The sequence below is a fragment of the Gracilimonas sp. genome, from assembly GCF_035704785.1.
GTDB lineage: Bacteria > Bacteroidota > Rhodothermia > Balneolales > Balneolaceae > Gracilimonas.
Genome location: NZ_DASSWP010000030.1, coordinates 14,117 through 37,894 on the forward strand (window position 1 = coordinate 14,117; position 23,778 = coordinate 37,894).

Annotated in this window: 21 protein-coding genes; 15 read left to right on the forward strand and 6 right to left on the reverse strand. The window is 42.0% G+C overall.

The window, feature by feature from the left end; genetic code table 11:
* Window positions 1-130 precede the first annotated feature (130 nt).
* The 3 genes from ric to hemN form a co-directional block, all read right to left on the reverse strand.
* The gene (gene ric, locus VFM80_RS01610; RefSeq protein ID WP_395068885.1) at window positions 131-832 is read right to left on the reverse strand and encodes an iron-sulfur cluster repair di-iron protein; all 702 of its coding nucleotides are present in this window, start codon (window positions 830-832) and stop codon (window positions 131-133) included.
* 50 nt (window positions 833-882) lie between these two features.
* Window positions 883-1,335 (reverse strand): RrF2 family transcriptional regulator, encoded by a 453-nt coding sequence (locus tag VFM80_RS01615; RefSeq protein WP_395068887.1) that lies wholly within the window; start codon window positions 1,333-1,335, stop codon window positions 883-885.
* A gap of 75 nt (window positions 1,336-1,410) precedes the next feature.
* Window positions 1,411-2,763, reverse strand: a complete 1,353-nt coding sequence (gene hemN / locus VFM80_RS01620) for an oxygen-independent coproporphyrinogen III oxidase (RefSeq protein ID WP_395069004.1) — start codon at window positions 2,761-2,763, stop codon at window positions 1,411-1,413.
* Between the two features lie 357 nt (window positions 2,764-3,120).
* Between hemN and VFM80_RS01625 the strand changes: the two genes are divergently transcribed.
* On the forward strand, window positions 3,121-3,951 hold the full coding sequence (locus VFM80_RS01625; RefSeq protein ID WP_395068889.1) for a sulfite exporter TauE/SafE family protein: 831 nt from the start codon (window positions 3,121-3,123) through the stop codon (window positions 3,949-3,951).
* Window positions 3,952-4,084: 133 nt separating this feature from the next.
* Here the strand turns inward: VFM80_RS01625 and VFM80_RS01630 are convergent, their stop codons facing one another.
* Window positions 4,085-4,654, reverse strand: coding sequence for a DUF420 domain-containing protein (locus VFM80_RS01630; protein ID WP_395068891.1), 570 nt, complete (start codon window positions 4,652-4,654; stop codon window positions 4,085-4,087).
* Between the two features lie 283 nt (window positions 4,655-4,937).
* Here VFM80_RS01630 and VFM80_RS01635 point away from each other — a divergent pair, with 283 nt between their 5' ends.
* The 14 genes from VFM80_RS01635 (at window position 4,938) to VFM80_RS01700 (ending at window position 22,485) form a co-directional block, all read left to right on the forward strand.
* The gene (locus tag VFM80_RS01635) at window positions 4,938-5,582 is read left to right on the forward strand and encodes a cytochrome c3 family protein (protein WP_395068893.1); all 645 of its coding nucleotides are present in this window, start codon (window positions 4,938-4,940) and stop codon (window positions 5,580-5,582) included.
* A gap of 32 nt (window positions 5,583-5,614) precedes the next feature.
* Window positions 5,615-8,662 (forward strand): TAT-variant-translocated molybdopterin oxidoreductase, encoded by a 3,048-nt coding sequence (locus tag VFM80_RS01640; RefSeq protein WP_395068894.1) that lies wholly within the window; start codon window positions 5,615-5,617, stop codon window positions 8,660-8,662.
* A 27-nt stretch (window positions 8,663-8,689) separates the two neighbouring features.
* On the forward strand, window positions 8,690-10,117 hold the full coding sequence (nrfD, locus tag VFM80_RS01645; RefSeq protein ID WP_395068895.1) for an NrfD/PsrC family molybdoenzyme membrane anchor subunit: 1,428 nt from the start codon (window positions 8,690-8,692) through the stop codon (window positions 10,115-10,117).
* A 5-nt stretch (window positions 10,118-10,122) separates the two neighbouring features.
* Complete coding sequence (locus VFM80_RS01650; protein WP_395068896.1) at window positions 10,123-10,668, forward strand: DUF3341 domain-containing protein; 546 nt, start codon at window positions 10,123-10,125, stop codon at window positions 10,666-10,668.
* Window positions 10,661-11,698 carry a c-type cytochrome gene (locus VFM80_RS01655; RefSeq protein ID WP_395068898.1) on the forward strand — a complete coding sequence of 346 codons (1,038 nt, stop codon included), beginning with the start codon at window positions 10,661-10,663 and terminating at the stop codon, window positions 11,696-11,698. Before VFM80_RS01650 ends, VFM80_RS01655 begins: the two co-directional genes overlap by 8 nt.
* Window positions 11,699-11,723: 25 nt before the next feature.
* A complete protein-coding gene (locus tag VFM80_RS01660) occupies window positions 11,724-12,935 on the forward strand; it encodes a hypothetical protein (protein WP_395068900.1) in 1,212 nt (403 codons plus the stop codon).
* A gap of 11 nt (window positions 12,936-12,946) precedes the next feature.
* Complete coding sequence (locus tag VFM80_RS01665; RefSeq protein WP_395068902.1) at window positions 12,947-13,483, forward strand: transposase; 537 nt, start codon at window positions 12,947-12,949, stop codon at window positions 13,481-13,483.
* 7 nt (window positions 13,484-13,490) lie between these two features.
* Window positions 13,491-14,321 (forward strand): SCO family protein, encoded by an 831-nt coding sequence (locus VFM80_RS01670; protein ID WP_395068904.1) that lies wholly within the window; start codon window positions 13,491-13,493, stop codon window positions 14,319-14,321.
* Window positions 14,321-15,265 carry a cytochrome c oxidase subunit II gene (coxB, locus tag VFM80_RS01675; RefSeq protein WP_395068906.1) on the forward strand — a complete coding sequence of 315 codons (945 nt, stop codon included), beginning with the start codon at window positions 14,321-14,323 and terminating at the stop codon, window positions 15,263-15,265. Before VFM80_RS01670 ends, coxB begins: the two co-directional genes overlap by 1 nt.
* 1 nt (window position 15,266) lies before the next feature.
* The gene (gene ctaD, locus VFM80_RS01680) at window positions 15,267-16,970 is read left to right on the forward strand and encodes a cytochrome c oxidase subunit I (protein WP_395068908.1); all 1,704 of its coding nucleotides are present in this window, start codon (window positions 15,267-15,269) and stop codon (window positions 16,968-16,970) included.
* A gap of 71 nt (window positions 16,971-17,041) precedes the next feature.
* On the forward strand, window positions 17,042-17,692 hold the full coding sequence (locus VFM80_RS01685) for a cytochrome c oxidase subunit 3 family protein (RefSeq protein WP_395068910.1): 651 nt from the start codon (window positions 17,042-17,044) through the stop codon (window positions 17,690-17,692).
* A 28-nt stretch (window positions 17,693-17,720) separates the two neighbouring features.
* Entirely contained in the window at window positions 17,721-18,038 is a 318-nt protein-coding gene (locus VFM80_RS01690) for a cytochrome C oxidase subunit IV family protein (RefSeq protein ID WP_395068911.1), read from the forward strand.
* 128 nt (window positions 18,039-18,166) lie between these two features.
* Window positions 18,167-19,042, forward strand: a complete 876-nt coding sequence (locus tag VFM80_RS01695) for an MBL fold metallo-hydrolase (protein ID WP_395068913.1) — start codon at window positions 18,167-18,169, stop codon at window positions 19,040-19,042.
* A 59-nt stretch (window positions 19,043-19,101) separates the two neighbouring features.
* Window positions 19,102-22,485 carry a DUF4175 family protein gene (locus VFM80_RS01700; protein WP_395068915.1) on the forward strand — a complete coding sequence of 1,128 codons (3,384 nt, stop codon included), beginning with the start codon at window positions 19,102-19,104 and terminating at the stop codon, window positions 22,483-22,485.
* Between the two features lie 38 nt (window positions 22,486-22,523).
* Here the strand turns inward: VFM80_RS01700 and VFM80_RS01705 are convergent, their stop codons facing one another.
* On the reverse strand, window positions 22,524-23,270 hold the full coding sequence (locus VFM80_RS01705) for an HAD family hydrolase (RefSeq protein WP_395068917.1): 747 nt from the start codon (window positions 23,268-23,270) through the stop codon (window positions 22,524-22,526).
* Window positions 23,271-23,282: 12 nt separating this feature from the next.
* Entirely contained in the window at window positions 23,283-23,777 is a 495-nt protein-coding gene (locus VFM80_RS01710; protein WP_395068919.1) for a phosphoheptose isomerase, read from the reverse strand.
* Window position 23,778 lies beyond the last annotated feature (1 nt).

A 23,778-nucleotide genomic window follows, 5' to 3' on the forward strand; every position in this document is an offset into this window, starting at 1 on the left:
AGAAAAACGACCTGCCCAAATTAATATGGACTGAATTTGTGAAGGAGTAATAAAGCACATCTTAAAAAAATAAGACAGGCCGACTCTTCTTCTAACCAACTGGAAGTTCAGACTGCCTTATTGAAGTCAATTAGTTTAAGCTTTTCTCAAGCTTAAGGGCTTTAGGGAAGAGAATGTTGTTCTCCAGGTGAACATGCTTGTGCAGGTCTTCCTGAAAGCCTTCCAGATTTTGGAATAACACTCGGTACGAGGCACAGGCATTTTCAGGAGGATTGAAGCCATTGGTTAATTCTTCAATCTTGGCCATCAGCTCTCCGGCTTTATCGTGCTCTTCTTCCAGAGCTTCGACAATGGCCGCTTTTACTGAACCGGTTTTTTTCTGAGTAACCAACTCTTTGATTTGGGGAAACAATTCTTCCTCTTCTTTCTGAAGGTGCCCCATCATTTCGCTTCGTAACAGACGAACATTCTGAAGTATATCTAATAATTCCGGATCCCTTTCTCCATGAACCCGGGCTACTTTCTCGGCATAAAAGCTGATCTCGGGGAGCATTTTCCGCACAAAGCTGTGGTGATTGTTCACGATGTAATCGGTCAGAAAATCGAGCGACCATTCGTTGTAGTTATCTTCGGTGTTGTCCGCCATATCCAAAGCGGCCAATTCAGAAACAACCTCTTCCAGATCGATCTTTTTAGAAGCGCATGCTTTTTCAAGGGTGCGTCCTCCACCACAGCAAAAATCTAATCCGTGTGAACGAAGAACCTGTGCTGTTCTATAATCTCCGGCAACGATCTCTCCTACCGGTTTTTGGGATAATGTTTGAGTATTCATAATGTTTTAAAGTTTTAAGAGTATTTTATCTTTTATTGAATTAAATTTTTTTACTGCCAGGAAAACTGTCCTTCTGCAGTTAGCCTAAAGTGTTTTTCTTTTCCTTCTTTTGCGATCCCGATCAGTGAGGTACGCTTAAGCATTTTCTCAATGGATGATCTGGTCTCGATCCAGCTTTCGTGAAGCGGGCAAGGCTCTTGCGATCCACATCCGGGAAGTCCCAAGGCACACTGTGTAAAAAGCCCGGGGCCGTCAATCGCTATCACCATATCATAAAGAGTTGCTTTCATTCCCTTATCCGAGAGTCTGACCCCACCATTCGGACCTTTATAGGATTCCATCAATCCATCGGCAGTAAGCTGTTGCAAAATCTTGGTCAGAAAATGGAATGAGATGTCTAACTCTTCACTGATCTCTTTCAGGGAATAAAACTCTCCCCCACTTTTCGAGGCCAGGTACAGGGAAGCACGCAATCCATACACGCAAGATTTTGATAGCAACATAACTAAAATCTATTTAAGAGTAATTTGTCTTAATTTAAGAATTATTGCTTTAAACCGCAGAATCTTTTTCGGTCATCAAACTGTTTGTGAAAACAATTTTTCCTTCGCTTTATTTCGGTGCAATTTCAGGTCAAAGGCCATACATACATTCCTTACAAATGGAATCCCGGCTTCCGTTACCTTTATCGTTCTTCCTGAAATTTGGACCAACCCATCTTGCTCAAGTTCTGATAAGCGGTCTTTGATTTGCATGAATACTTGTTCACTACCGCCAAATTCTGTTTTGAAACTACACATAATATTCAGGATCTGTTGCCGAATCATAAGGTCTTTATTATTCAGCAGATGGCCCCTGAATATGGGAATCTCTCCTCTTTCAACTCTTTGCTCGTAGCCCTTCAGGTTCTTTTCATTTTGAGCAAAACTGTACCAGCTGTCACTGATAGCTGACATTCCTAAGCCGATCATCGCCTTCGTAGTTCCGGCAGTGTAGCCCATAAAATTCCGATGAAGATCTCCATGCTGCATGGCTTCATACAATCCATCAGACCTCAAGGCAAAATGGTCCATCCCGATCTCCACATAATCATTCTCGTAGAACATGCGCTTGCCCAATTCATAAAGGGCTCGTTTTTCATCATCTTTTGGAAGATCGTCATCATTAAAACCCCGCTGACCATTCCCCTTCATCCATGGCACATGCGCGTAGCTATAGAAGGCGATGCGGTCGGGCCGTAGTTCATTGGTCTTGTTGATGGTGTTCTCAATGCCCTTTAAATTTTGATGTGGAAGCCCAAACACAAGATCGTGATTTACCGAAGTGTATCCGATCTCCTTCGACCAATCATGTACCCGCTTCACATTCTCAAAAGACTGAATCCGGTTGATGGCAAATTGCACGCGCGGGTCATAATCCTGAACACCATAAGAAACCCGCCGAAACTCAAGTTCATACAAGGCCTCCAGATGCTCTCTGGTAGTATTATTGGGGTGGCCTTCAAAACTGAACTCAACCTGTTCTGCTACTTCAGCTTCATCCAAAATTCCGTAGATGAGTCGCTTCAGGTTGTCGGGACTAAAGAAGGTCGGAGTTCCACCTCCCAAGTGAATTTCTTTTATGATCGGAGTAATGGGTAAAAAATCCGTGTAAAGTTTCCATTCCTTTAGCACTGTTTTGATATATGGGGATTCGACTTCATGCCTTTTGGTAATTTTTTTATGATATCCGCAAAACGTACACAGGCTTTCACAAAACGGAAGATGTATATATAATGAGATACCTTCATCGTACGATTCTGCAAATGAACTTATGAGAGTGGATTCCCAATCCTCAGTCTTAATCCCTGATTTATTCCAATACGGTACCGTCGGATAACTGGTATATCTCGGTCCCGGCACATTGTATTTTCGGATCAATTCGGTATTCATCATGCCTCATATTTTTTGGATAAGCTATGATACCAGATGTTTGTTAAGATTTGGTGAAAAAGAAATTTTGGATTTGAAATTTTGAATATTGAATAGATGAGCGAGGACGGATGACGGCGGACCGACGACTGGGGAAATGATTTATGATCATCTTGTAAATCCATTACAAAAGCGAAGGATTTGAAAAAATCTATATGCATGATGATGCACTTTATCAATCATTCGCTAATTCAGGCAATCGAGTTTGATTAAGCAATGGGACTAAGTGACCCCAACGGAATCGTCGGGAACGATCATAAATTACTTACATTGCTTGAATAAAATTAAAACAGCCCAACTCATTTACAGTTTTTCTTAATGAATTTACTTTTTAGCCTATTCCTTTCTGCCATGAATACTATGAGCGTTGAGATCATGATCCTCTTGCTCATCATTGCGTTGGTGGGGGGAGTCTGTATTACTACTATTGGTCCGGGCGGTATTTTTGTAACCATCGCCCTTTTTGCCCTGCTCCCCCTTAATCCAAGTACCGTAGCTGGTACTGCAAGTGCTACTCTCATTGCCACGGGTATTGTAGGAAGTTTGGGATATCTGCGTTCGGGTGAATTGAAAGGGAAGATTGCCGGAAAAGCAGCCGGTGGTTTGAGTTTGGCATCTGTGATCGGTGCTTTTGCTGGATCTCAGATCAATACCTTATTAAATGCTTCTACTTTCGCTGTACTGTTGGGACTGTTTGTGTTATTCACCGGAATTTTGATCCTCTACCGACAGAAGAAACAGCTTAAACCTGATAGCCGGCTACAGATCGATTCTTCCAAAGGTCTGGCATGGCTGGGCGGAGTAGGTATTGCCGTAGGATTGCCGAGTGGATTGCTTGGCGTGGGTGGACCTGTTCTCGCAGTTCCGTTGATGGTAGTACTTGGTGTACCTATGTTACTCTCTGTTGCCCTTGCTCAGGTTCAATCCATTTTCATCTCAGGCTTTGCCACAGCTGGATATATGATACATGGCGCAGTGGATTGGTATCTCGCTCTCTTCCTGACGGTGCCTTTATTGATAGGAACCATCTCCGGGTGGTATATTGCACAGCGCATTAAAGCCAGCAGGCTGAAGGTATCACTAGCGATTGTTCTCATCGCCCTCGGAATATATCTCGTAGCCGGCGGTGCTACTCCGGGTGGGGCTTGACTAGCCATTGGGACCGGGTGGTCTCGACTAGCATTCCCAACGGGGTCGTTGGGAACGAGGGAAAGTCATCCTCAGGGTGAAGCTTGATCAAATCCTTCTCCCTTTGATGTACCTTGTTCGATGTTGGAAGTTCCTACCCCCAGATCTTCAACATAAAGAAAACTATTACGCCAGTTACCGAAACATATAACCAAATTGGAAAAGTCCACCGGGAGACTTTTTTATGGGTTTTAAATTTCCCGCTCAAGGAAAAGTAAAAACTGGCCAGCACCAGCGGTACCACAAAAACAGAAAGAATAATGTGACTTATCAATATTATAAAGTAGACAGGCCTTACAAATCCCTCTCCCATGAACTTAGTATCTCCAACAAAATGATGATACACTACATAGCTCACCAGAAATAAAGAGGAAGTCACAAAGGCCGCCAGATTGAAACGCATGTGCTTCTGGAAATCACGCCGTTTGATCTCACGAAAGGCAAGCAGGAGAAATATGGTACTCAATGAATTCAAACCTGCATTTACTGCCGATAGATTTTTGATCCAAGGTACAGGAGTTTCAGCTCCCTCCTTAAAATAGATAAGCCAGAACAAGAAAAGTACAGCAATAGCGCTGATCCCTATTATTAAAGACAAGGCTTTTTTCGCACTGATCTGTTCTAATATTTTGGAAGATTCAGGAAGAGTATAATTTTCATTCATTGTTTTTTGCTTCTATATGGTTGCTAACCAAAGGTAAGGCAACAAAAAGAGAATTCGTTAATTTTTCGTTTCCTTTCTCGGCATTTTTGTCAAATGTGTACTATCTTTTCAGCCATTGAATCCCACGCGGATTCTCAAGTCACCGCCAGCCTATTTAGAATTGTTTTAAATAATAGGTTGTTTGTCCTTTTTGTTCAATTTCCATTGAAAAAATTGATAGATTTGCGCGGCTTCTGAACTGGAGCTTTATTGCTCTATACGTAAACCTAAATAAGCAATCTTTATGGCGCAGATTTTCCCCAAGTGGACAAATCAGGTTCCCCGAAAAATTTTAATTGGATTAATCGTTGTACTTAACGCACTAATTTTTGGTGTTTGGTATTTCTTTTCCCCTGAATACACTGACGTTGGCTATGCTCCGGAACAACCGGTTCCTTATAGTCATAAACTACACGTAGATCAGCTTGGGCTTGATTGTCAATATTGTCATACAAATGTTTTTGAATCAAAGTTCGCGAACATTCCTGCCACTCAAACTTGTATGAATTGCCACAACCAGATCAAAACAGATAGTGATAAACTTGAATTGGTGCGCGAAAGTTGGGAGACTGGTAAATCCCTCGAATGGGTCCGGGTGCATAACCTTGCTGATTATGCCTATTTCAATCACTCTGCTCACGTTACTGTAGGTGTTGGGTGTGAAAGCTGCCACGGCAGGGTCGATAAGATGGAAGTTGTGTATCAGGCTGAGCCACTTAGCATGAGCTGGTGCCTGGATTGCCACAGGGAGCCCGAAAAATATATACGTCCCGTTGATGAAGTTACCACCATGGGATATGAAGTTGAAAATCAGCTAGAGCTTGGAAGAGAATTGGTAGAGAAGCAAAATATTCATGCTCCAACCTACTGCCAGGGTTGTCATTATTAATAATGAAGGATTCAGAAATTACAGATCAACAAATGAGCGAAGAAGTCAAAGAAAATACATATTGGAAGAGCTTAAGCGAATTAGCCAATAATAAAGAGTACCAAAAATTTGCTGAGCGTGAATTCCCTGAAAATGCCACTGAACTGACCGATGGGGTTTCCCGCCGCGGATTCCTCCGTGTTATGGGAGCTTCCGTAGCTTTGGCAGGATTGGCAGCTTGTCGCCGTCCGGTTCAAAAAATATTGCCATACTCAAAACAGCCTGAAGATGTGGTGGAAGGTGTGCCTTTATTCTATGCAACCGCCATGCCTGTTCAAGGTAATTTGGTTGGATTGATCGCTGAAAACAACGAAGGACGCCCAACCAAGCTTGAAGGAAATGACCTTCACCCTGCCAGCAAAGGCGGAAGCAGTATTTACAATCAGGCGGCCATTCTCGGCCTTTACGACCCTGACCGCTCTCGTTTTCCCTTATATAATGGGAATAAAGCTTCCCTAGAAGATTTTGAAGCGTTCGCAAGTTCTCATTTTGCAAATACCAGTCAGCGGATCGCTTTTATTTCTGAAGCCAATTCCTCTCCTACCTATAATAGTATAAAGGAGCAGGCGCTTTCGAAATTCAACAATGCTACCTGGGTTACTTACGAACCTTTCGGTGAAGATAATGTACTTGAAGGGAATAATATTGCTTTCGGAAGCAGGTTACGCGCTTATTACAATTTTGAAAGTGCAGATGTCATTGTCTCCCTGGATGATGACTTCATGAGCTCGACACATCCAAACAGTGTTGACTATGCCAAGCAGGTTTCGGCTCGCAGAAAGGTGACCGATACCAATGGTGAAATGAATCGTATCTACGCCGTAGAAGATTCTTTCTCCCTCACCGGTTCTTATGCTGATCATCGTTTAAAGATCAAGGCCAGCCAAATGGAGGGATTTACCTATGCTCTCGCTGCCGCGCTTTCCACCCGAATTAATGGGTTAAATACTTTCAACGGATATAGCAACGAATTTTCTGATCATCGATGGATCACCGTTCTTGCCGATGAGTTGGCAGCAAACGCCGGAAGTTCTACTCTGTCAGCAGGAGCTCAGCATAAACCTGAAATACACGCCGCAGTGGCAGCGATCAATCAGGCCTTAGGTAATGTTGGAAACACGGTTAGCTACCTTGAAATTCCTTATACCGATGCACAGAGCAGCACCGCAGCTTTCCAAGAGGTGGTAGCTGAAATGAAAGCCGGCAATATTGATACGGTTGTTATGGTTGGTGTGAATCCTGTTTACACCGCTTCTGCTCTTGATTTTGGGAGCGCCCTCTCCAATGTTGAAACCGTGGTCAATCTTTCTGATTACGTAGATGAGACTGCCAAGAAATCAAACTGGCACGTAAATCATGCCCACTTCCTGGAAGCTTGGGGTGACGGATATTCTTATGGCGGAGCGCTTTCAGTTATACAGCCTCAGATTCAGCCTTTATTTAATGGGCTGAGTGGCATCGAATTTTTAAACACTATTGTAAACGGGTCTTTGGAGCAGGGTTATTCCCTTGTTCAGGATACCTTCCGCGGATTTTTCAGCTCCGGTTTCAACAACCGCTGGACCAACATCCTGCACGATGGTATTGCCACGACGAATAATTTTAATGCCGTAAATGTACGGATAAGCTCCGATTTTGCTTCTGCAATGAATCGGGCTACATCAAATATATCTTCAACTTCGGGTATTGAAGTTGTTATTCGCCCTGATGCTACTTTATATGACGGGCGTTACGCAAACCTGGGCTGGCTTCAGGAACTTCCTGACCCCATGACCAAGATCACTTGGGATAATGTGGCCCTTATGAGTCCTGCAATGGCAAAACGATTAGGTATAGAAAAGCCGGGTCCCGGAAATGATGCCTTTGATGTAGTTGAGATTACGGTTAATGGAAAAAGTATTGAAATTGCTGCCTGGATTCAGCCCGGTCACGTAGATGATTCCATCACTTTAACAACCGGCTATGGCCGTAAGGGAATTGGTCGCGTTGCTAGTTCTTACATTGATTACACCGCTGGCGGCGTTGATGTGTATCCGTTGAAAGCAACTTTAGATATGTTTTTTACAGCTGCTGAAGTTTCAAAAACCGGAGAAACCTACGAAATTGCCTGTGTTCAGGATCACCACAGTCTTGAAGGCCGCGATATGTATCGTCAGGCCTCCCTTTCTGAATACAAAGAAAATCCGGACTTCGCCTCTTTTGAATCGGTTCATACTTATCCCGTTCCGGGAATGAAAGAAGCGGCCGAAATGGGTGAAGATGAGCCTATTTCACTCTTTGACGAGCAAACCTTCCCTGATTACGAACCACAATGGGGAATGGCTATTGACCTGAACTCTTGTTTTGGTTGCGGAGTGTGTGTGATCGCTTGTCAGTCAGAGAACAATATCCCTGTGATAGGCAAGAAAGAAGTTAAACGCGGCCGTGAAATGCACTGGATAAGAAATGACCGCTATTACGTTGGTGATGATCCAAATTCACCGCAAGCCGTTCACCAGCCGGTCCCTTGCATGCACTGTGAGTTGGCTCCTTGTGAGCAGGTTTGTCCTGTTGCGGCAACCACCCACAGCCCCGACGGCATGAACCAAATGACGTATAACCGCTGTATCGGAACTCGTTACTGCGCTAATAACTGCCCGTACAAAGTGCGTCGTTTTAATTTCTTCAACTATCCCAAAGAATATTTAACCACCGGTGACGATCCCGATATCATCCAAATGGCGATGAACCCGGAAGTTACCGTACGTTTCCGCGGTGTAATGGAAAAATGTACGTATTGCGTGCAGCGTGTTAACCGTGCTAAAATTAAAGCCAAGATAGAAACCGGTTCAGTAATACCGCCGGACGGTGCAGTTAAAACAGCTTGTCAACAAGCTTGCCCTGCCGATGCCATATACTTTGGTGACATATCCGACGAAGATACCGAAGTTGCCAAAATGAAACGCAATCCACGAAACTATCAGATGCTCGAGGAACTCAATACACGTCCGAGAACATCATATGTAGCTAAACTTACGAACCCGAACCCAGCTTTGGCTTAAGATATTAATCAGGAATACATCCAAAACATGAGTAAATACCAATACGTACCGGAACCCACTCTTGTAAAAGGCGATCACGACTTTGCGAGCCTTACACGACTGGTTACTGATATTAATTTACGACCCACTCCCAAAGCATGGTACTTATGCATGATCGGGGCTAATGCCCTGCTTATGGTTATGGTTGTGGCCATTGGGTATCTAATTTGGGAGGGAACCGGAATCTGGGGCCTTAACAATCCTATTGGTTGGGGTTGGGCTATCATCAACTTTGTATGGTGGGTTGGTATTGGCCACGCCGGAACGTTGATCTCAGCTATCCTTTTCCTATTCCGACAGGACTGGCGTACTGCCATTAACCGTTTTGCGGAAGCGATGACCATCTTTGCGGTAATGTGTGCCGGAGTATTTCCGGCCATTCACGTTGGACGTATCTGGGCTATCTACTGGGTATTCCCAATTCCTAACCAAATGGCTATGTGGCCCAACTTCAACTCTCCCCTTCTTTGGGATGTGTTTGCCGTTTCTACATACTTCACCGTATCCTTTTTGTTCTGGTACGTTGGCTTGGTTCCCGATCTTGCTACCATCCGCGACCGTGCCACTGATAAGGTTCGAAAGGTTGCTTATGGAATCTTCGCTTTAGGCTGGACCGGCTCAAACCGCCACTGGTGGAATTATGAAAAAGCATACATGATCTTAGCCGGATTAGCTACTCCACTGGTACTTTCTGTTCACACTATCGTATCCTTTGACTTTGCTGTTTCTTTGATACCGGGCTGGCACACCACCATCTTCCCTCCATATTTCGTTGCCGGGGCTATTTTCTCCGGTTTTGCAATGGTGCTTACGCTGATGATCGTTGCCCGCAAGATCTACGGAATGAAGGATATCATGACCGATGATCACATGGAGAAAATGAATATTGTGATATTGGTTACCGGCTCCATGGTAGGTTTTGCCTATATGATGGAATTCTTCATCGCCTGGTATAGTGGCGTTGAATACGAAAAAGCTATTTTTATACTGAGAGCAACCGGTCCTTATGCATGGGCTTACTGGGCTATGATGACCTGTAACGTGCTCTCTCCTCAGTTCTTCTGGTCTAAGAAATTACGCCGCAGTGTCGGGTTCACTTTCTTTATCTCTATTGTGGTAAATATCGGTATGTGGTTTGAACGATTTGTAATTACAGTTACTTCACTGGCAAACGATTACCTGCCATCAAGCTGGGGTTATTATTCCCCTACTATCTGGGATGTTTTGACTTACGTTGGAACATTCGGCCTCTTTTTCACCATGTTCCTGCTGTTCCTGCGCTTCCTTCCAATGGTTGCACTTGCAGAGATCAAAGCGGTAATACCACAAGCCGATCCTCATAACTATGATGAGGAAACCGGTGAATTCCATAAGCCAAAAATAGAAGTACCGAAACCTCAATCTGGGAAGGTTTAACAATTATGAGTACGACTGATCAAAATAATTTATACGGAATTGTTGCTGAGTTTAAAACTCCTAAGCAACTTATTGATATTGCCAAAAAAATGGTGGAATCAGGCTACAACAATTTTGATACCTTCAGCCCTTTCCCCATTCATGGAATGGATAAAGCCATGAAACTTAAAAAATCGAAATTGGGCTGGATTGTACTTATATGTGGTTTAATCGGTTTTACCGGTGCTATCGCCATGATGTATTATATGGCTGTAGTTGACTATCCGATGAACATTAGCGGTAAGCCATTTTTCAATGCACCCGCCTGGGTTCCCATCACTTTTGAATTGACCGTATTGCTATCATCTTTTGGCGCTGTATTTGGGATGTTTTACCTGAATGGGCTTCCAAAGCTTAACAATCCTCTTTTTAATGTAGAACGCTTTAAAAAAGTAACTGATGATAAATTCTTTGCCTGCATCGAAGCTGACGATGATAAATTTGAAGCTGACGAAGTAAAGAAACTGTTTAAGGAAGCCGGAGCTACCCATATCGAGGAAGTTTATGAATAAAAAGAACACGCAAATATCATTTCCAGGAATGAATTTTAAAGGAATGTTTAAGATTGCGGGCATTGTTGCGCTCGGAGTCTCCCTCTCGGCTTGTCAGGGGCAGCTTTCAGAAAAGCCGCCTATCCATCCCAATATGAACATGGATCAACAGCCTAGAAAAGAAGCTCAGGAAGTTAACAATTTCTTTGCAGACGGCCGGTCCATGCGCCCCCCTGTAAAAGGGACTGTTGCTCGCGGATTAGCAAAATTAGATACCGAATATTACGAAGGCGTTGATGAGAACGGAGAATATATCGAACGTATTCCGGTTGATCTCACCCGATCTTTCCTATATCGGGGTAAAGAACGCTATGAAATTTTTTGCACTCCTTGTCACGGCCAAACCGGTGCGGGTAATGGTATTATCATGGAGGGAAATTATGGATATGTTCCGGCTCCTTCCTACCATGATCAACGTGTGAGAAACCTTTCGGATGGCGAACTTTATTCCGCTATTTATAACGGTGTGCGAACCATGCCTTCTTATGCTAGCCAAATTGATGTTGAAGACCGATGGGCCATTGTAGCTTATATCCGTGCGCTTCAGGAAAGCCAGAATATCAGTGAGGAGGAACTGCAACAGTATGATGTTGATATCGCTTCCCTGAATTCAAAAGCAGCTGAAGAACAAGCAGTAGCTGATTCTATTGCAGCTGCCCGGGAAGCCAGTTCAAAAGGACAGGAACCGACTATCGAACTTGGGCAGGAAGCTATAACAGCCAATGCCTGTGGAACCTGCCACAGTGAAGACGGTACAGCCGGCATCGGACCAACATGGGCCGGATTATTCGGAAGTGAAGGTGAGGTTATCACCGAGGGTGGTGAAACCATTACTGTAACAAAAGATGAAGACTACATTCGGGAATCGATTGTTGAGCCGAACGCCAAGAAACCTGTTGATTTTGCTCAGGGCGTGATGGCCTCCTACAGTTACCTATCTGATGTTGAGATAGAATCCATTATCCTGTACATAAAAAATCTTGAAAACTAAGAACTTTGCTTAATTCACTTACACAATGAGTCATAAGCCTACAATAACAGATTCTTTACAATTTCCAGCTGACAGCAAAGTTCCTCGTGCCTTATTTGGGATCGGTACAGTTGGTCTTATTGCTACCATTATAGGTTACTTCTTTGATGCCAATCAGTTTTTCTTTTCGTACTTAGTCAGCTTTACTTTTTTTACAGGCATAGCATTAGCCGCATTGATCATGGTTATGCTTCACCATATTACCCGTTCCAGCTGGGGAGTTCTTTTTAGACGAATTGCAGAAACTTTATCCGCCAATTTATGGATATGGGCTATTTTTATCCTTCCGGTGATTCTCGGTATCCATAATCTATACCACTGGAGTCACCCCGAACTGTTGGACTACTCAAGCTCCGAGTTTGACAAGATCATATCCGGTAAATCGGCTTACCTGAATTCAACTTTTTTCATCATCCGCCAGGTCATCTATTTTGTGATCTGGGGATATTTGGGCTATAAGCTTCACAAGGTATCCGTTGAAATGGACAAAACCGATGACTGGGGTCTGACATATTTACTTCGAAAAGTAAGTGCCCCCGGCATCTTGCTATTTGCACTTACTGTAGCTTTTGCAAGTTTCGATTGGTTGATGTCGCTTGATCCCCACTGGTTCTCTACCATGTTCGGCGTGTATTTCTTTGCGATCAGCTTCCAGGCATTATGGCCTGTAATGATCTTACTTGTGTTTTATATGCAGCGGAAAGGACTTCTTGCCAATACTATTCGTCAAGTGCATATCTACGATCTGGGTGCCTGGTTCTTTGCCTTCACCATATTTTACGCTTATATCGCTTTTAGTCAGTTTTTACTTATTTATTACGCGAATATTCCGGAGGAAACCATTTGGTATTTCCATAGATTGGAAGGCGGATGGGAGTTTATAGCGTACAGCTTGTTAATCTTCCGCTTTGCCGTGCCTTTCCTGATTCTCCTGAATCGTGAGGCCAAAAAGAATAGAACCATTCTTGGTGGAGTTTCAGTATTGGTACTCATTATTCACTTTGCAGAAATTTATTGGATAGCGATGCCGGCTTTGTACGACCATGGCATTAGCTTCAGTTGGATGGATATCACAGCCTTTCTTGGATTAGGAGGCCTGTTCTTTGGATTATTCTTCCATACTTTCAAGAAACACAGCATGGTTCCAGAAAATGATCCTAAATTGGATGACTGTCTCTCTAAATCGTATCATCAATAATCGAATTACCGATGTCAGAAAAGTATAGTTCAGAATTTAAAGCTAAAGTAGCACTCGAAGCCGTATCACAGAGTCGTTCTGTAATTCAGAAGATCGCTGAAAAGCATGACATATCTGAAGAAGAGGTGATCTCCTGGGCAGCACAATTAAATGAAGATGCTGCCAGTTTATTTGGTGCAGAAACAACCCATGTTGATGACGGCGGTGAAGTTGAAGATGTTGACATCACTACTAATGATGAGGAATTTGCCGCAGCTGTTTCCCACGGAGTGATGAGCGATAACCTGAATTACGGTAAACTCATTTTCTGGTCTACCCTTGGAGCTTCTCTTGTAATAATTTTTGTTATAGGATTGGTTTATTTTTCTCAGTATAGCTTATTTGAAGCACAAAAAGAGGCTTCTTCAAGAGTAACATATTCTGATTTCAGTGCTTTAGTGGCTGAACAAAAACAAGAATTAAACAGTTTTGGTGTAGTTGACCTCGAAGAAGGTATCTACAGAATTCCTATTGACAGCGCTATTAACAGAATAGCCATAGAAGACTAAAATAATCATGAGACTTTTTACACTGTTAGCTCATATGTTGCTTGCAGTGTTTCTGACTTCACAGGCTGCTTTGGCGCAGTTAAACCGTGAACAACCGGATGCATTGCAAGATCTTGGCATCGATGAACATTTGGGAGATATCATCCCTCTTGATGCCAAATTTGCAACTTCAGAAGGTGACAGTGTTCTTTTAAATGAACTTCTTGAAGAAGGTAAACCGATTTTATTGAATCCATTGTATTACGAATGCCCCATGTTGTGTGGGTTAGTTTTGGATGGAACAATCAACGTAATTGAAGAACTGGATTGGAAACCCGGTAAAGATTTTATTGTTATATCTGTCAGTATTGATCCGGATGAAGATACTGAACTTGCGGCTCGGTCTAAACAAAATTACCTGAGCCAAATGGATTCAACCACCAAAGCAGGGTGGTATTTTTTGACCGGCAACAAGACACAGATTGACAAAGTAGTTGAAGCCGTTGGGTTTCGATACAAAGAAATTGAAGGCACAGGTGAATATGCCCACAGTGCAGCAATTATACTCCTGAGTCCTGATGGGAAAATAACCCGTTATCTGTACGGTATTTCCTATGATGAATTTAATGTTCGCAGTGCTCTATATGAGGCCGCAGATGGAAAGATTGGAAACACCATAGACAAAATTGTCATGTACTGTTATCAATATGATCCTGATTCCGGTAGTTATACGCCGGTAGCAATTAATATTATGAAGCTTGGTGGCTTGGCTACGCTGATATTTCTCGGTATATTCTTGGGTTCGCTTTGGCTTCGCGAAAAACGCAAAAAACAAACCTCAAAAACTGATATTAACTAATGGGCAGTTTATTCGATTTTATGCTTCCGGAGCTTAAATCTCCATTAACAGGAGCAAGTACCGATGCAGTGATGGCTTTCATCCACATTGTAAGCTTCATTATTCTTGCCGGTGTCACGATCGCATTGATCTATTTTGCGATCAAGTATAAGCGCAAGTCTGAAGACGACGAAACGCCACTGATCACCCACAACAATAAGCTTGAGATCACTTGGTCAGTAATACCCCTTCTTCTGGTATTCATCGTATTTGGATGGGGATATAAAGGGTGGCTGAATCTTAAAACCCCTCCTGATAACGCTTACGAGATCCATGTTTCTGCTTACAAGTGGGGATGGACCTTCAGCTATGAAAATGGTGCTCAGGTTGGAAATGAAGTTCATGTACCCGCAGGTCGCCCCGTTAAATTAGTGATGCAGTCAGAAGATGTATTGCACTCCTTTTTTGTACCGGCCTTTCGTATTAAGCAAGATGTGCTCCCTAACAGGTATACCACAGTATGGTTTCAGGTAGAAGAGCCGGGTGAATCTCAGGTTTTTTGTACGGAATATTGCGGAACCTCTCACTCTGATATGTTAGCCACTGTAGTGGCTCATACTCCAGATGACTTTGAAAGCTGGCTTTCAGAACAAGGTTCAGGCAGTGGAGGAACACCCGTAGAAAGGGGTGAAAACCTGATTAGTATTCAAGGGTGTGTAACCTGTCATTCTGTTGATGGTTCAGAGAAAATTGGCCCAACTTTCCAGGGACTATTTGGCCGCGAAGAAACGATGACCGATGGAACTACTCTGACCGTTGATGAGAATTACATTAGAGAATCTATTTTGGATCCCGGAGCAAAAATTGTTGAAGGATATCAAAACCAGATGGTTAGTTACGAAGGTCGCTTAAGTGACGAAGACATCTCCGATATTATTGAATACATTAAAACTTTAGAAGATTAATATGTCAACAGCTGAAGTAACTCCGGAATCTACCGGAACAAAAAAGACATTAAAAGTAAAACGGTACAAGCCGTCCGAAGACCCCAAAAATACCTATTTAACCGATGAAAAAGGTCTATGGGCTTGGATGACCACTGTAGATCATAAAAAGATCGGGCTCATGTACCTGGGCTCAGTTACTTTCTTTTTCTTATTAGGCGGTATTTTAGCACTTCTTTTAAGGACAGAACTTTTAACACCTGCCAAAACCTTCATTGAGGCCGATACCTACAATCAGTTCTTCACGCTCCACGGAGCTATCATGGTATTCTTTGTGCTAATACCCTCCATCCCTGCCGCGCTTGGAAACTTTGTACTTCCTATGCAGCTTGGAGCAAAGGATGTAGCGTTTCCGAGGCTCAACCTCGCCAGTTTCTATATCTATGTTATTGGAGCCATTTTTACATTCATTGCTCTTGCAAATAATGGATTAGACACCGGCTGGACCTTCTACACTCCTTACAGTACCGAATCTTCATCGAGTGTAATATGGGTAACGCTTGGGGTTTTCATACTTGGATTTTCATCCATATTAACCGGTACTAACTTTATTGCCACCATTCACAAGTTACGGGCACCCGGTATTACCTGGGGTAAACTTCCTTTGAATTTATGGGCATTATATGCCACAAGTATTATTCAGGTACTTGCTACTCCTGTATTAGCTATTACAGTTTTGCTTCTTACTATGGAGCGTGCTCTTGGAATAGGAATTTTTGATCCGGCTCTTGGCGGTGACCCGGTTTTATTCCAGCATTTCTTCTGGTTCTACTCTCACCCCGCTGTATATATTATGATCGTGCCTGCCTTTGGGATCATCTCTGAAGTGATCACTACCTTCTCCAAGAAACATATTTTTGGATATTGGGCGATCGCACTTTCATCCCTAGCCATTGCCTTTATTGGATTCCTCGTATGGGGACACCACATGTTCACCTCAGGTCAGTCGGCTGTAGCAACCACCGTTTTCTCATTCCTAACTTTCTTAGTGGGAATCCCGACCGGTATTAAGATCCTGAACTGGGTTGCTACCTTATACAAAGGTTCTATTCAAATGAAATCTCCGATGATCTATGTATTCAGCTTCTTGTTCATATTCTCTATCGGTGGATTTACAGGGATCATGCTTGGAGCACTTTCAGCCGATATTCACCTTCACGATACCTATTATGTGGTAGCCCACTTTCACTATGTGATGATGGGTGGTACCCTGATTTCATTTCTTGCCGGACTCCACTATTGGTGGCCAAAAATGACAGGGAAGATGTACAACGAATTTCAGGCTAAGATTGGAGCTGCTTTAATTTTCATCGGCTTTAACACGACCTTCCTTCCGCAGTTCATTATGGGATCGCAGGGAATGCCTCGACGATATTATAACTACATAGATCAGTTTACCATATTCCACCAAACTTCAACTATCGGTTCTTATATACTTGGAGTTGGATTCTTACTGATCGCTTACTACTTAGCAAAATCATTAATGAGTGGTGAAAAAGCCGGTTCAAATCCATGGGGAAGCCGTGGTTTGGAATGGCAGGCAACATCACCACCTGATTTCCACAACTTCGATCACACTCCGGTGATCATTAATGGTCCTTATGACTATCACAGGCCTATGGAAGAATTCCAGCTTGGCTTGGCGAATGAAGACAAAGATCACTGATGAAAATTGAAGCTCGGAAAAGAGTAGAAAACAAAAAAATGCAAACCAACAAAACACAACTCGGGAAGTAAATGGCGAATCATTCGACTTCACACCCTACGCATGTGCATCATCACTTTGTTGATTCCGATCAGCAATTTGATACCGCAAAATTGGGTATGTGGGTGTTCTTAGTAAACGAAATCTTATTTTTTGGCGGGTTATTCTGTGCCTATATCGTTTATAGAGCATGGTATCCGGAACTATTCCAAATGGCTGCACTTGAGCTCAATACCTTTTGGGGAGCAGTAAACACTGTTGTTCTTATCGGTAGTAGTTTAACGGTAGCTATGGCCATACGGTCTGCCCAGAAAGATCAAATGAAAGGGTTAAAAATAAACCTTCTCATAACTATTGGCCTTGCAGTGGTATTTATGGTTATTAAAGGCTTTGAGTATGCCCATAAGTTTGAGCTTGGCATTTTCCCGGGTGAGTATTACACCTATGAAGGTCTTGATCATCCACAGGCAGCTATTTTCTTTAGTATCTATTATATGCTGACCGGTGTTCACGCTTTGCACGTTTTGATCGGTATCGGCTTGATCTACTGGATCTACCGAAGAGCAAAGAAAGGAGAATTTAGCAGCGAGTACTATACTCCTGTTGAGATTACAGGACTTTACTGGCACTTGGTTGACCTTATATGGATCTTCCTCTTCCCGCTACTTTACCTCATTGAATGACAGACTTTATCCTAAACGATTTTAGACTATGAGCACACATAATCACGAACATCATATTTCTACAGCAGGCCAGCTTTGGGCCGTTGGAACCGCACTGTTGATCCTGACCATCATCACGGTGGTAGTCGCAAAATTTGTTGCGATTCCCCCACCCTTTGATGTGGTCACCGCTATATCCATTGCTTTGATAAAAGCATTTTTGGTAGCTGCATTTTTTATGAATTTATATTGGGATGTAAAATTCAATGCTATGCTTTTAATCACGGCTGTAATATTCTTCCTTTTAATGATCTCCATTACATTACTTGATACATTGTATCGAAATGATGTAGTGCCTTCATTTTGATCAAACAGATTTATAATCAGTGTAAAAGCCCTTCAGAAATGAAGGGCTTTTTTTATGCCTTTTAATACCCTCTGTTCTGAATCCTGTCTGCTGATTGTTATATTCTCAGTGAACCAAATCTTTACTATATGAGCTTATCAAAAACAACCTTAGGACCTTTTGAATTATTTACCATTGAAACCGGTGATTTCCGCTTAGATGGAGGCGCCATGTTTGGGGTTGTTCCAAAGACCCTTTGGTCTCGAGATCTTCCTGCAGATGAAAAAAACCGAATTCCAATGACCATGCGTTGTCTTCTTATCAGATCAAAAAATACCGGTAAGTTATACCTTATCGATAACGGAGCCGGAACTAAGTTCAATGATAAAATGGAAGACATCTATCAGCTTGATCAAAGCAACAAAAATCTGGAGAATTCATTTAAAGAACATGGATTCTCTTTTGATGATGTAACCGATGTTATTTTTACCCATCTTCATTTCGACCATTGCGGAGGAACCAGCTTCTATAATAATAGTGATGAACTGGAGCTGACTTTTTCGAATGCAACCTACCATGTTGTTGATACTCATTGGAAAAATGCTAACGCTCCGAATGCCCGTGAAAAAGCCAGCTTTCTTCCGGAAAACATTACACCTATCAAGGAATCCGGAAAGCTTAACCTTGTTAAAGAAAACCATGAGTATGAGCCGGGATTATCTGCTGTAGGTGTTAATGGCCATACCATTGGGCAGCAACTCCCAAAAGTTGAGGTAGATAGTGAAACTCTGGTTTTTGTAGCTGACTTACTGCCTACCCATGTACATGTTCCTATTCCCTGGGTTATGGGTTACGATATGTATCCTGTTCAAACGTTAAACGAAAAAGATGCGTTTTTAAAAATTGCAGCCCAGAAAAACTGGAACCTTTATTTAGAACATGATGCTCATAAAGAAATAATTCGTATTCAATATGAAGATGGTCGGTTTTCAGTCTCAGATAGTTTAACACTTAGTGACCTTTAAGGCGCAATAAATAATATTCAACGGGGTTTTACAACACCCTGTCTCGCTTATAGCAATCAATGGAAAAAACCGGACCACATAACTCAACCGATAAAGTTCAGAAGCTACTTCATTCAGCTTTTGATACCCTTCTTTCTAAAAGAAGCGGGACCATTTTGCTTCGGTCATTTCTGATACTATTTGCCGGATTTACAGCCTTGATCATTGCCGAGAATGTTATCTACCTTTCTATTGTCACAAAGACCACGCTGCTATTTTCGATCCTGATCGCTTCGATTACCTCCTACCGGATGGGAAAGAAGGCTTCCAAATCGCTTGAATTCACTGAATTTTATCGTGAATTCAGCCGGAAAAGCAAGCTTCCTGAACTCAAGGATACTCTTGATCTTGAAAAATCCGGTGGCGGAAACCGCGCGCTGATTGATGCTGCTGTTTTACAGAATCTTAGTAAAATTAAAACCGACAGGCTGGAGAATTCTCTCTCTGAATACCTAAGGTCCTCCGAAAGTTATAGCCACTATAAACAGTTTTTGAATTTAGGAGTTGCTGCATTTATAATTTTAGGGATCACTTCTTTTAATTTTAATAATGCTGCCCAAAGAACTTTTACGTTTTGGAAAGGCTATGAAAAACCTAATCCATTCAGCTTCACTATATCTCCCGGTGATATCACTTTAGAACAAGGAACTCCTTTTAAAGTTGATATCGCATTCAAAGGAGAGCTTATTCCCGAAAATACAGTGTTAAGGATTAAGACCTCGGTTGAGGAAGAATACCGAACCCGTGTTATGGAACATTCTGGAACCATCTTCAGCTCTATTCCTCAGAAGCTGAATAATGATCTGGAATATTATATAGAAATGGATGGCTATAAAAGTGAAATTTTCAGTGCCAATGTGCAACTCAGGCCCAGATTCACACAACTTCAAGCTGCTATAATTCCTCCGGTATATACCGAACTCGATTCATCTATGATCTCTTATCCTGTTTCTCAGATCAGGGCATATCAGGGTTCAATATTAAAGCTTTCCGGTGAGCTTAATAAGGAAATTTCATCTCTACAATTATATTCAGGAAATGAATTTTTAGATCTACCCACCAATCAGGACAGTACCTTCACTTACGATCTGGAAATTGAAGATGCCGATACCTTAAGGTTCTATATTGAAGACAAAAAAGGGCTTACAAACAAAAACCCTTTCCAGATAATTGTATCTCCACAGCCTGATGAATATCCCCTGGCAGAGATAATAGAGCCTGAACAAAATCTACAGGAAGTTAATCCCGAAGAGATCAACCTCCTTTATCGAGCTACTGATGACTTTGGACTTACTGCCGCAGCTTTGAGTTATGAACTCAGAAGAGCTTATACGGAGGAACCCGTAACGGGTACAATATCGCTCAACACTCCTTCAATAGGTAGCTTGAATTCCTACGTTTGGAATCTGAACGAACTTAATTTAAAACCGCTGGATGTACTTACATTTTCGATTACTGTTCAGGACAATGACGAATACAATGGATATAAATCTTCCAGTTCACAGTCCATCATTCTCGAAGTACCTTCACTCGTTGACTATTTTGAAGATATCGATCAAAAAGAAGATGAGATTGAAACAGATCTGACTGACATCTCTAAGGCTTTTGAACAGACCCAGGAGCAGTATGAACGCTTTAAAGAACAGATGAAGAATGATCCTGAAAGTACAGGATATGAGGAAAAACGAGAGCTAGAACAGGTTCAAAAGCAGCAGGAAGAGGTTCAAAAAAGAATTGAAGAACTGAACCAGAAATTTAAAGAGCTTAAAGATGAACTAAATAAAGACGATATGCTTTCTGAAGAGACTCAAAAAGCATACGATGAGCTTCAAAAGTTAATGGAGGAAATTGATGACCCTGCTTACCGGGAAGCCTTGAGAAAATTGCAGGAACAGATGGCACAAATGAGTCCTGAGCAGATGAGAGAGGCCATGGAGAACCTCGAGTTTAACGAAGAACTCTATAAAGAACGACTGCAACGAACCATTGAATTATTCAAGCAAATAAAATTAAACTCTGATTTGGACAAACTTGTCAAGTCTTTTGAGGATATGGCCCGAAAAGAAGAGGAACAGGCCCAAAGCGATCAAAATCAGCCCACTGAGCTAATAGATGAGCAACAGAAAAGGTCGCTTGAAGAGATTGAAAAACTCAAAGAACAAGTAAATTCTCTTTCTGAAAATACTACAGAGAATAATCAACAAGCAGTTAACGAATATCAGCAAAATACCAATGAAGAGTTAGATCGTTTATCAGAAGAAACAAAAGAGGATAACGAATCAGCATCAGAAGCAGAAAAGCAAGAATCTGAATCAGATTCTGCAGATAAAAATAATTCGGAAGAACAAGAAGGAAACCGACAACAGAGATATCAGAAATTGGCTGAAGACACTCAAAAGCTCATGGACAGTATATACCAAAACCAAATGAATATTAATATTGCAGGACTGCGATATGTGTTGTATTCCCTTCTTAATTTGTCGCTTGAGCAGGAGGACCTGACAACGCTTGCTTCTTCCACTGAAAACCGAAGTCAGGCATATGTAACTTATGCCCGGGATCAAAGTAATGTGGAAGGTATTTTTACTTCCATCTCGGATTCCCTTTTTCAATTGTCATCACAGATCCCGCAATTCTCAAATGACATCAACAAAAAGAAACTTGAAGTTAAAGAACGACTTCAACGATCGCTTGAACAAATGTCGGAACGTAACAGGAGTCAGTCATCTGTTGCATCAAGGCAGGCTTTAGGTGGAATTAATGAGATCTCATTCATGGTAGCCAATCTGTTGGAACAGCTTCAAAATTCTGAAGGTGAAGGCGGAGGTGGTGCGGGAGGGATGTCGATGCAGCAAATGATCGAACAGCTTCAACAATCCGGAGAACAGCAGCAACAGCTAAACCAGATGATGCAGGAAATGATCAATGATATTCAGGGAGACCGGCTTTCTCAGGATCAAATGGAAAGACTGGATCAAATCGCCAGACAACAGAATCAAATTCGAAAACAACTGCAAGAGCTACAGCAAAACGGTGATTTTAGCGGAGATAAAATCGGCAGTGAGCTAGAGCGAATGATCGAAGATATGGAGGATACTATCAATGACTTGCGGGGTGGTGCTACCGATCCAATTTTGATCGAAAGACAGCAAAATATTCTATCCCGTATGCTTGACGCGGAACAAGCAATGCAAGAACGTGATGAAGAAGATAAAAGAGAGGGATCTATAGCTGAAGATCTTAATAGAAGCACCCCCCCTGAATTGACGCTTGAAGAACTCGAAAAGCAAATACAAAATCGCCTTAATGATCCAAATTTCACTAAATATTCTCCGGATTATCAGCGTTTGATCGAAAACTACTTTGAACTGTTGAAACGACTTCAAGAACGTGAGATCCAGTAAAGGCTTTACCGTTTTATTCGGTCTTTTTTAAATAAAAATTACAAACCTCTGTTATAAGCGATCAATTGCTCGTACACCTCAAGCACCCCTTCAGTCGCTTCTCTTGTGACAGTATCTACTTTATCTCTAATAAAGCTTTTAGCATTAATTGGCGCAAAAGATTTACCAACTATACTTAGACCCGGTATATCTCCACTGCTATCGCCTATATAAGCTATTTCATTTAGATCAATTTCTAATTTCTCACTGAGAAACCGTATCCCTTCTCCCTTATTCGCTTTCTTTAAAATGATATTGACAGAAACATCGGTAGCGTGGACCTCAAACATGGGATATTTATCACCAACATGGTTCAGAACTTCCTGATGCATTAGCGTAATTTTTGATGTATCAGGGTTAACTAATCCGGCATCGGTATATTTGGCAAACTCAGGATAAGTACCCTTATAATTTTTAATAAGCGTTCCTTCTAACCATTCCTTGATCTCTGCAACTGCCTGTTTAGCCTCATTATCAAAATGCGGATTCCAGGTGATCTCGTTGGTTTTAATATCATATATGCCTCCTCCACTTTCGAATAGCATTGGGAGATCTACATCAAGCCACTGCCCTATAGCTTCTACATATGGAAAAGGACGCCCGGAACAGATTGTTAGTGCAGGAATATTTTTATCCTCCTTACTCAGGCGGCTCAATTCTTTAATACGCGTAACCGCCTTCCAATCAGGACTGAGAAATGGATGTGTTACACAACCGTCTAAGTCTGTAATGAATAGCTTTATCATAGAAAAATATACCTATCTCCCAAAATCATCTTCAAGCCGCACAATATCTTTCTCATTTGAGGGGTGGTCAGCATATATATGTTGCCATATTTCAGCAATTACCCCCCAATTTTCAAGGCCTACCAAACGATGACGCTCTCCTTGCTTCAAGGTAATACGATCACCTGTATTATATTCCTTCACTTTCTTTTGCTCGTCCGTAATACTTCGAATTACTCCCACCGGACCGTTTAGAACCTGCCACAGTTCTGCCCTGCGATGATGGTATTGCCAAGACAATCTCTTTCCCGGTTCTACCAATAAGATCTTAGGGCTTAATCTTCCTGAAATATTGATCTCTCCCATTTCAACATCATTGAAATATGTTTCTATGAATTTTTTAGCCTGACTGTCATCAATTACAAAAAAGCCACCCCAGGGGCGATCAAAGTCCTGATCTGTAATTTTAAAACCCTGCTCTTTTAATTTCTCTTCAATTCTTTGAAACTGCCTTTCCTTTTCTGACATG

What these genes read in the sequence shown, in the direction of transcription:
- hemN (WP_395069004.1), bottom strand. Translation starts at nt 2,763, where the DNA reads ATGAATACCGAATTGATCCGAAAATACAATGTGCCGGGACCGAGATAT.
- VFM80_RS01685 (WP_395068910.1), top strand. Translation starts at nt 17,042, where the DNA reads ATGGCGAATCATTCGACTTCACACCCTACGCATGTGCATCATCACTTT.
- nrfD (WP_395068895.1), top strand. Translation starts at nt 8,690, where the DNA reads ATGAGTAAATACCAATACGTACCGGAACCCACTCTTGTAAAAGGCGAT.
- VFM80_RS01640 (WP_395068894.1), top strand. Translation starts at nt 5,615, where the DNA reads ATGAGCGAAGAAGTCAAAGAAAATACATATTGGAAGAGCTTAAGCGAA.
- ric (WP_395068885.1), bottom strand. Translation starts at nt 832, where the DNA reads ATGAATACTCAAACATTATCCCAAAAACCGGTAGGAGAGATCGTTGCC.
- VFM80_RS01615 (WP_395068887.1), bottom strand. Translation starts at nt 1,335, where the DNA reads ATGTTGCTATCAAAATCTTGCGTGTATGGATTGCGTGCTTCCCTGTAC.
- VFM80_RS01705 (WP_395068917.1), bottom strand. Translation starts at nt 23,270, where the DNA reads ATGATAAAGCTATTCATTACAGACTTAGACGGTTGTGTAACACATCCA.
- VFM80_RS01660 (WP_395068900.1), top strand. Translation starts at nt 11,724, where the DNA reads ATGAGTCATAAGCCTACAATAACAGATTCTTTACAATTTCCAGCTGAC.
- VFM80_RS01695 (WP_395068913.1), top strand. Translation starts at nt 18,167, where the DNA reads ATGAGCTTATCAAAAACAACCTTAGGACCTTTTGAATTATTTACCATT.
- VFM80_RS01710 (WP_395068919.1), bottom strand. Translation starts at nt 23,777, where the DNA reads ATGTCAGAAAAGGAAAGGCAGTTTCAAAGAATTGAAGAGAAATTAAAA.
- VFM80_RS01655 (WP_395068898.1), top strand. Translation starts at nt 10,661, where the DNA reads ATGAATAAAAAGAACACGCAAATATCATTTCCAGGAATGAATTTTAAA.
- ctaD (WP_395068908.1), top strand. Translation starts at nt 15,267, where the DNA reads ATGTCAACAGCTGAAGTAACTCCGGAATCTACCGGAACAAAAAAGACA.
- VFM80_RS01665 (WP_395068902.1), top strand. Translation starts at nt 12,947, where the DNA reads ATGTCAGAAAAGTATAGTTCAGAATTTAAAGCTAAAGTAGCACTCGAA.
- VFM80_RS01670 (WP_395068904.1), top strand. Translation starts at nt 13,491, where the DNA reads ATGAGACTTTTTACACTGTTAGCTCATATGTTGCTTGCAGTGTTTCTG.
- VFM80_RS01635 (WP_395068893.1), top strand. Translation starts at nt 4,938, where the DNA reads ATGGCGCAGATTTTCCCCAAGTGGACAAATCAGGTTCCCCGAAAAATT.
- VFM80_RS01690 (WP_395068911.1), top strand. Translation starts at nt 17,721, where the DNA reads ATGAGCACACATAATCACGAACATCATATTTCTACAGCAGGCCAGCTT.
- coxB (WP_395068906.1), top strand. Translation starts at nt 14,321, where the DNA reads ATGGGCAGTTTATTCGATTTTATGCTTCCGGAGCTTAAATCTCCATTA.
- VFM80_RS01630 (WP_395068891.1), bottom strand. Translation starts at nt 4,654, where the DNA reads ATGAATGAAAATTATACTCTTCCTGAATCTTCCAAAATATTAGAACAG.
- VFM80_RS01700 (WP_395068915.1), top strand. Translation starts at nt 19,102, where the DNA reads ATGGAAAAAACCGGACCACATAACTCAACCGATAAAGTTCAGAAGCTA.
- VFM80_RS01650 (WP_395068896.1), top strand. Translation starts at nt 10,123, where the DNA reads ATGAGTACGACTGATCAAAATAATTTATACGGAATTGTTGCTGAGTTT.
- VFM80_RS01625 (WP_395068889.1), top strand. Translation starts at nt 3,121, where the DNA reads ATGAATTTACTTTTTAGCCTATTCCTTTCTGCCATGAATACTATGAGC.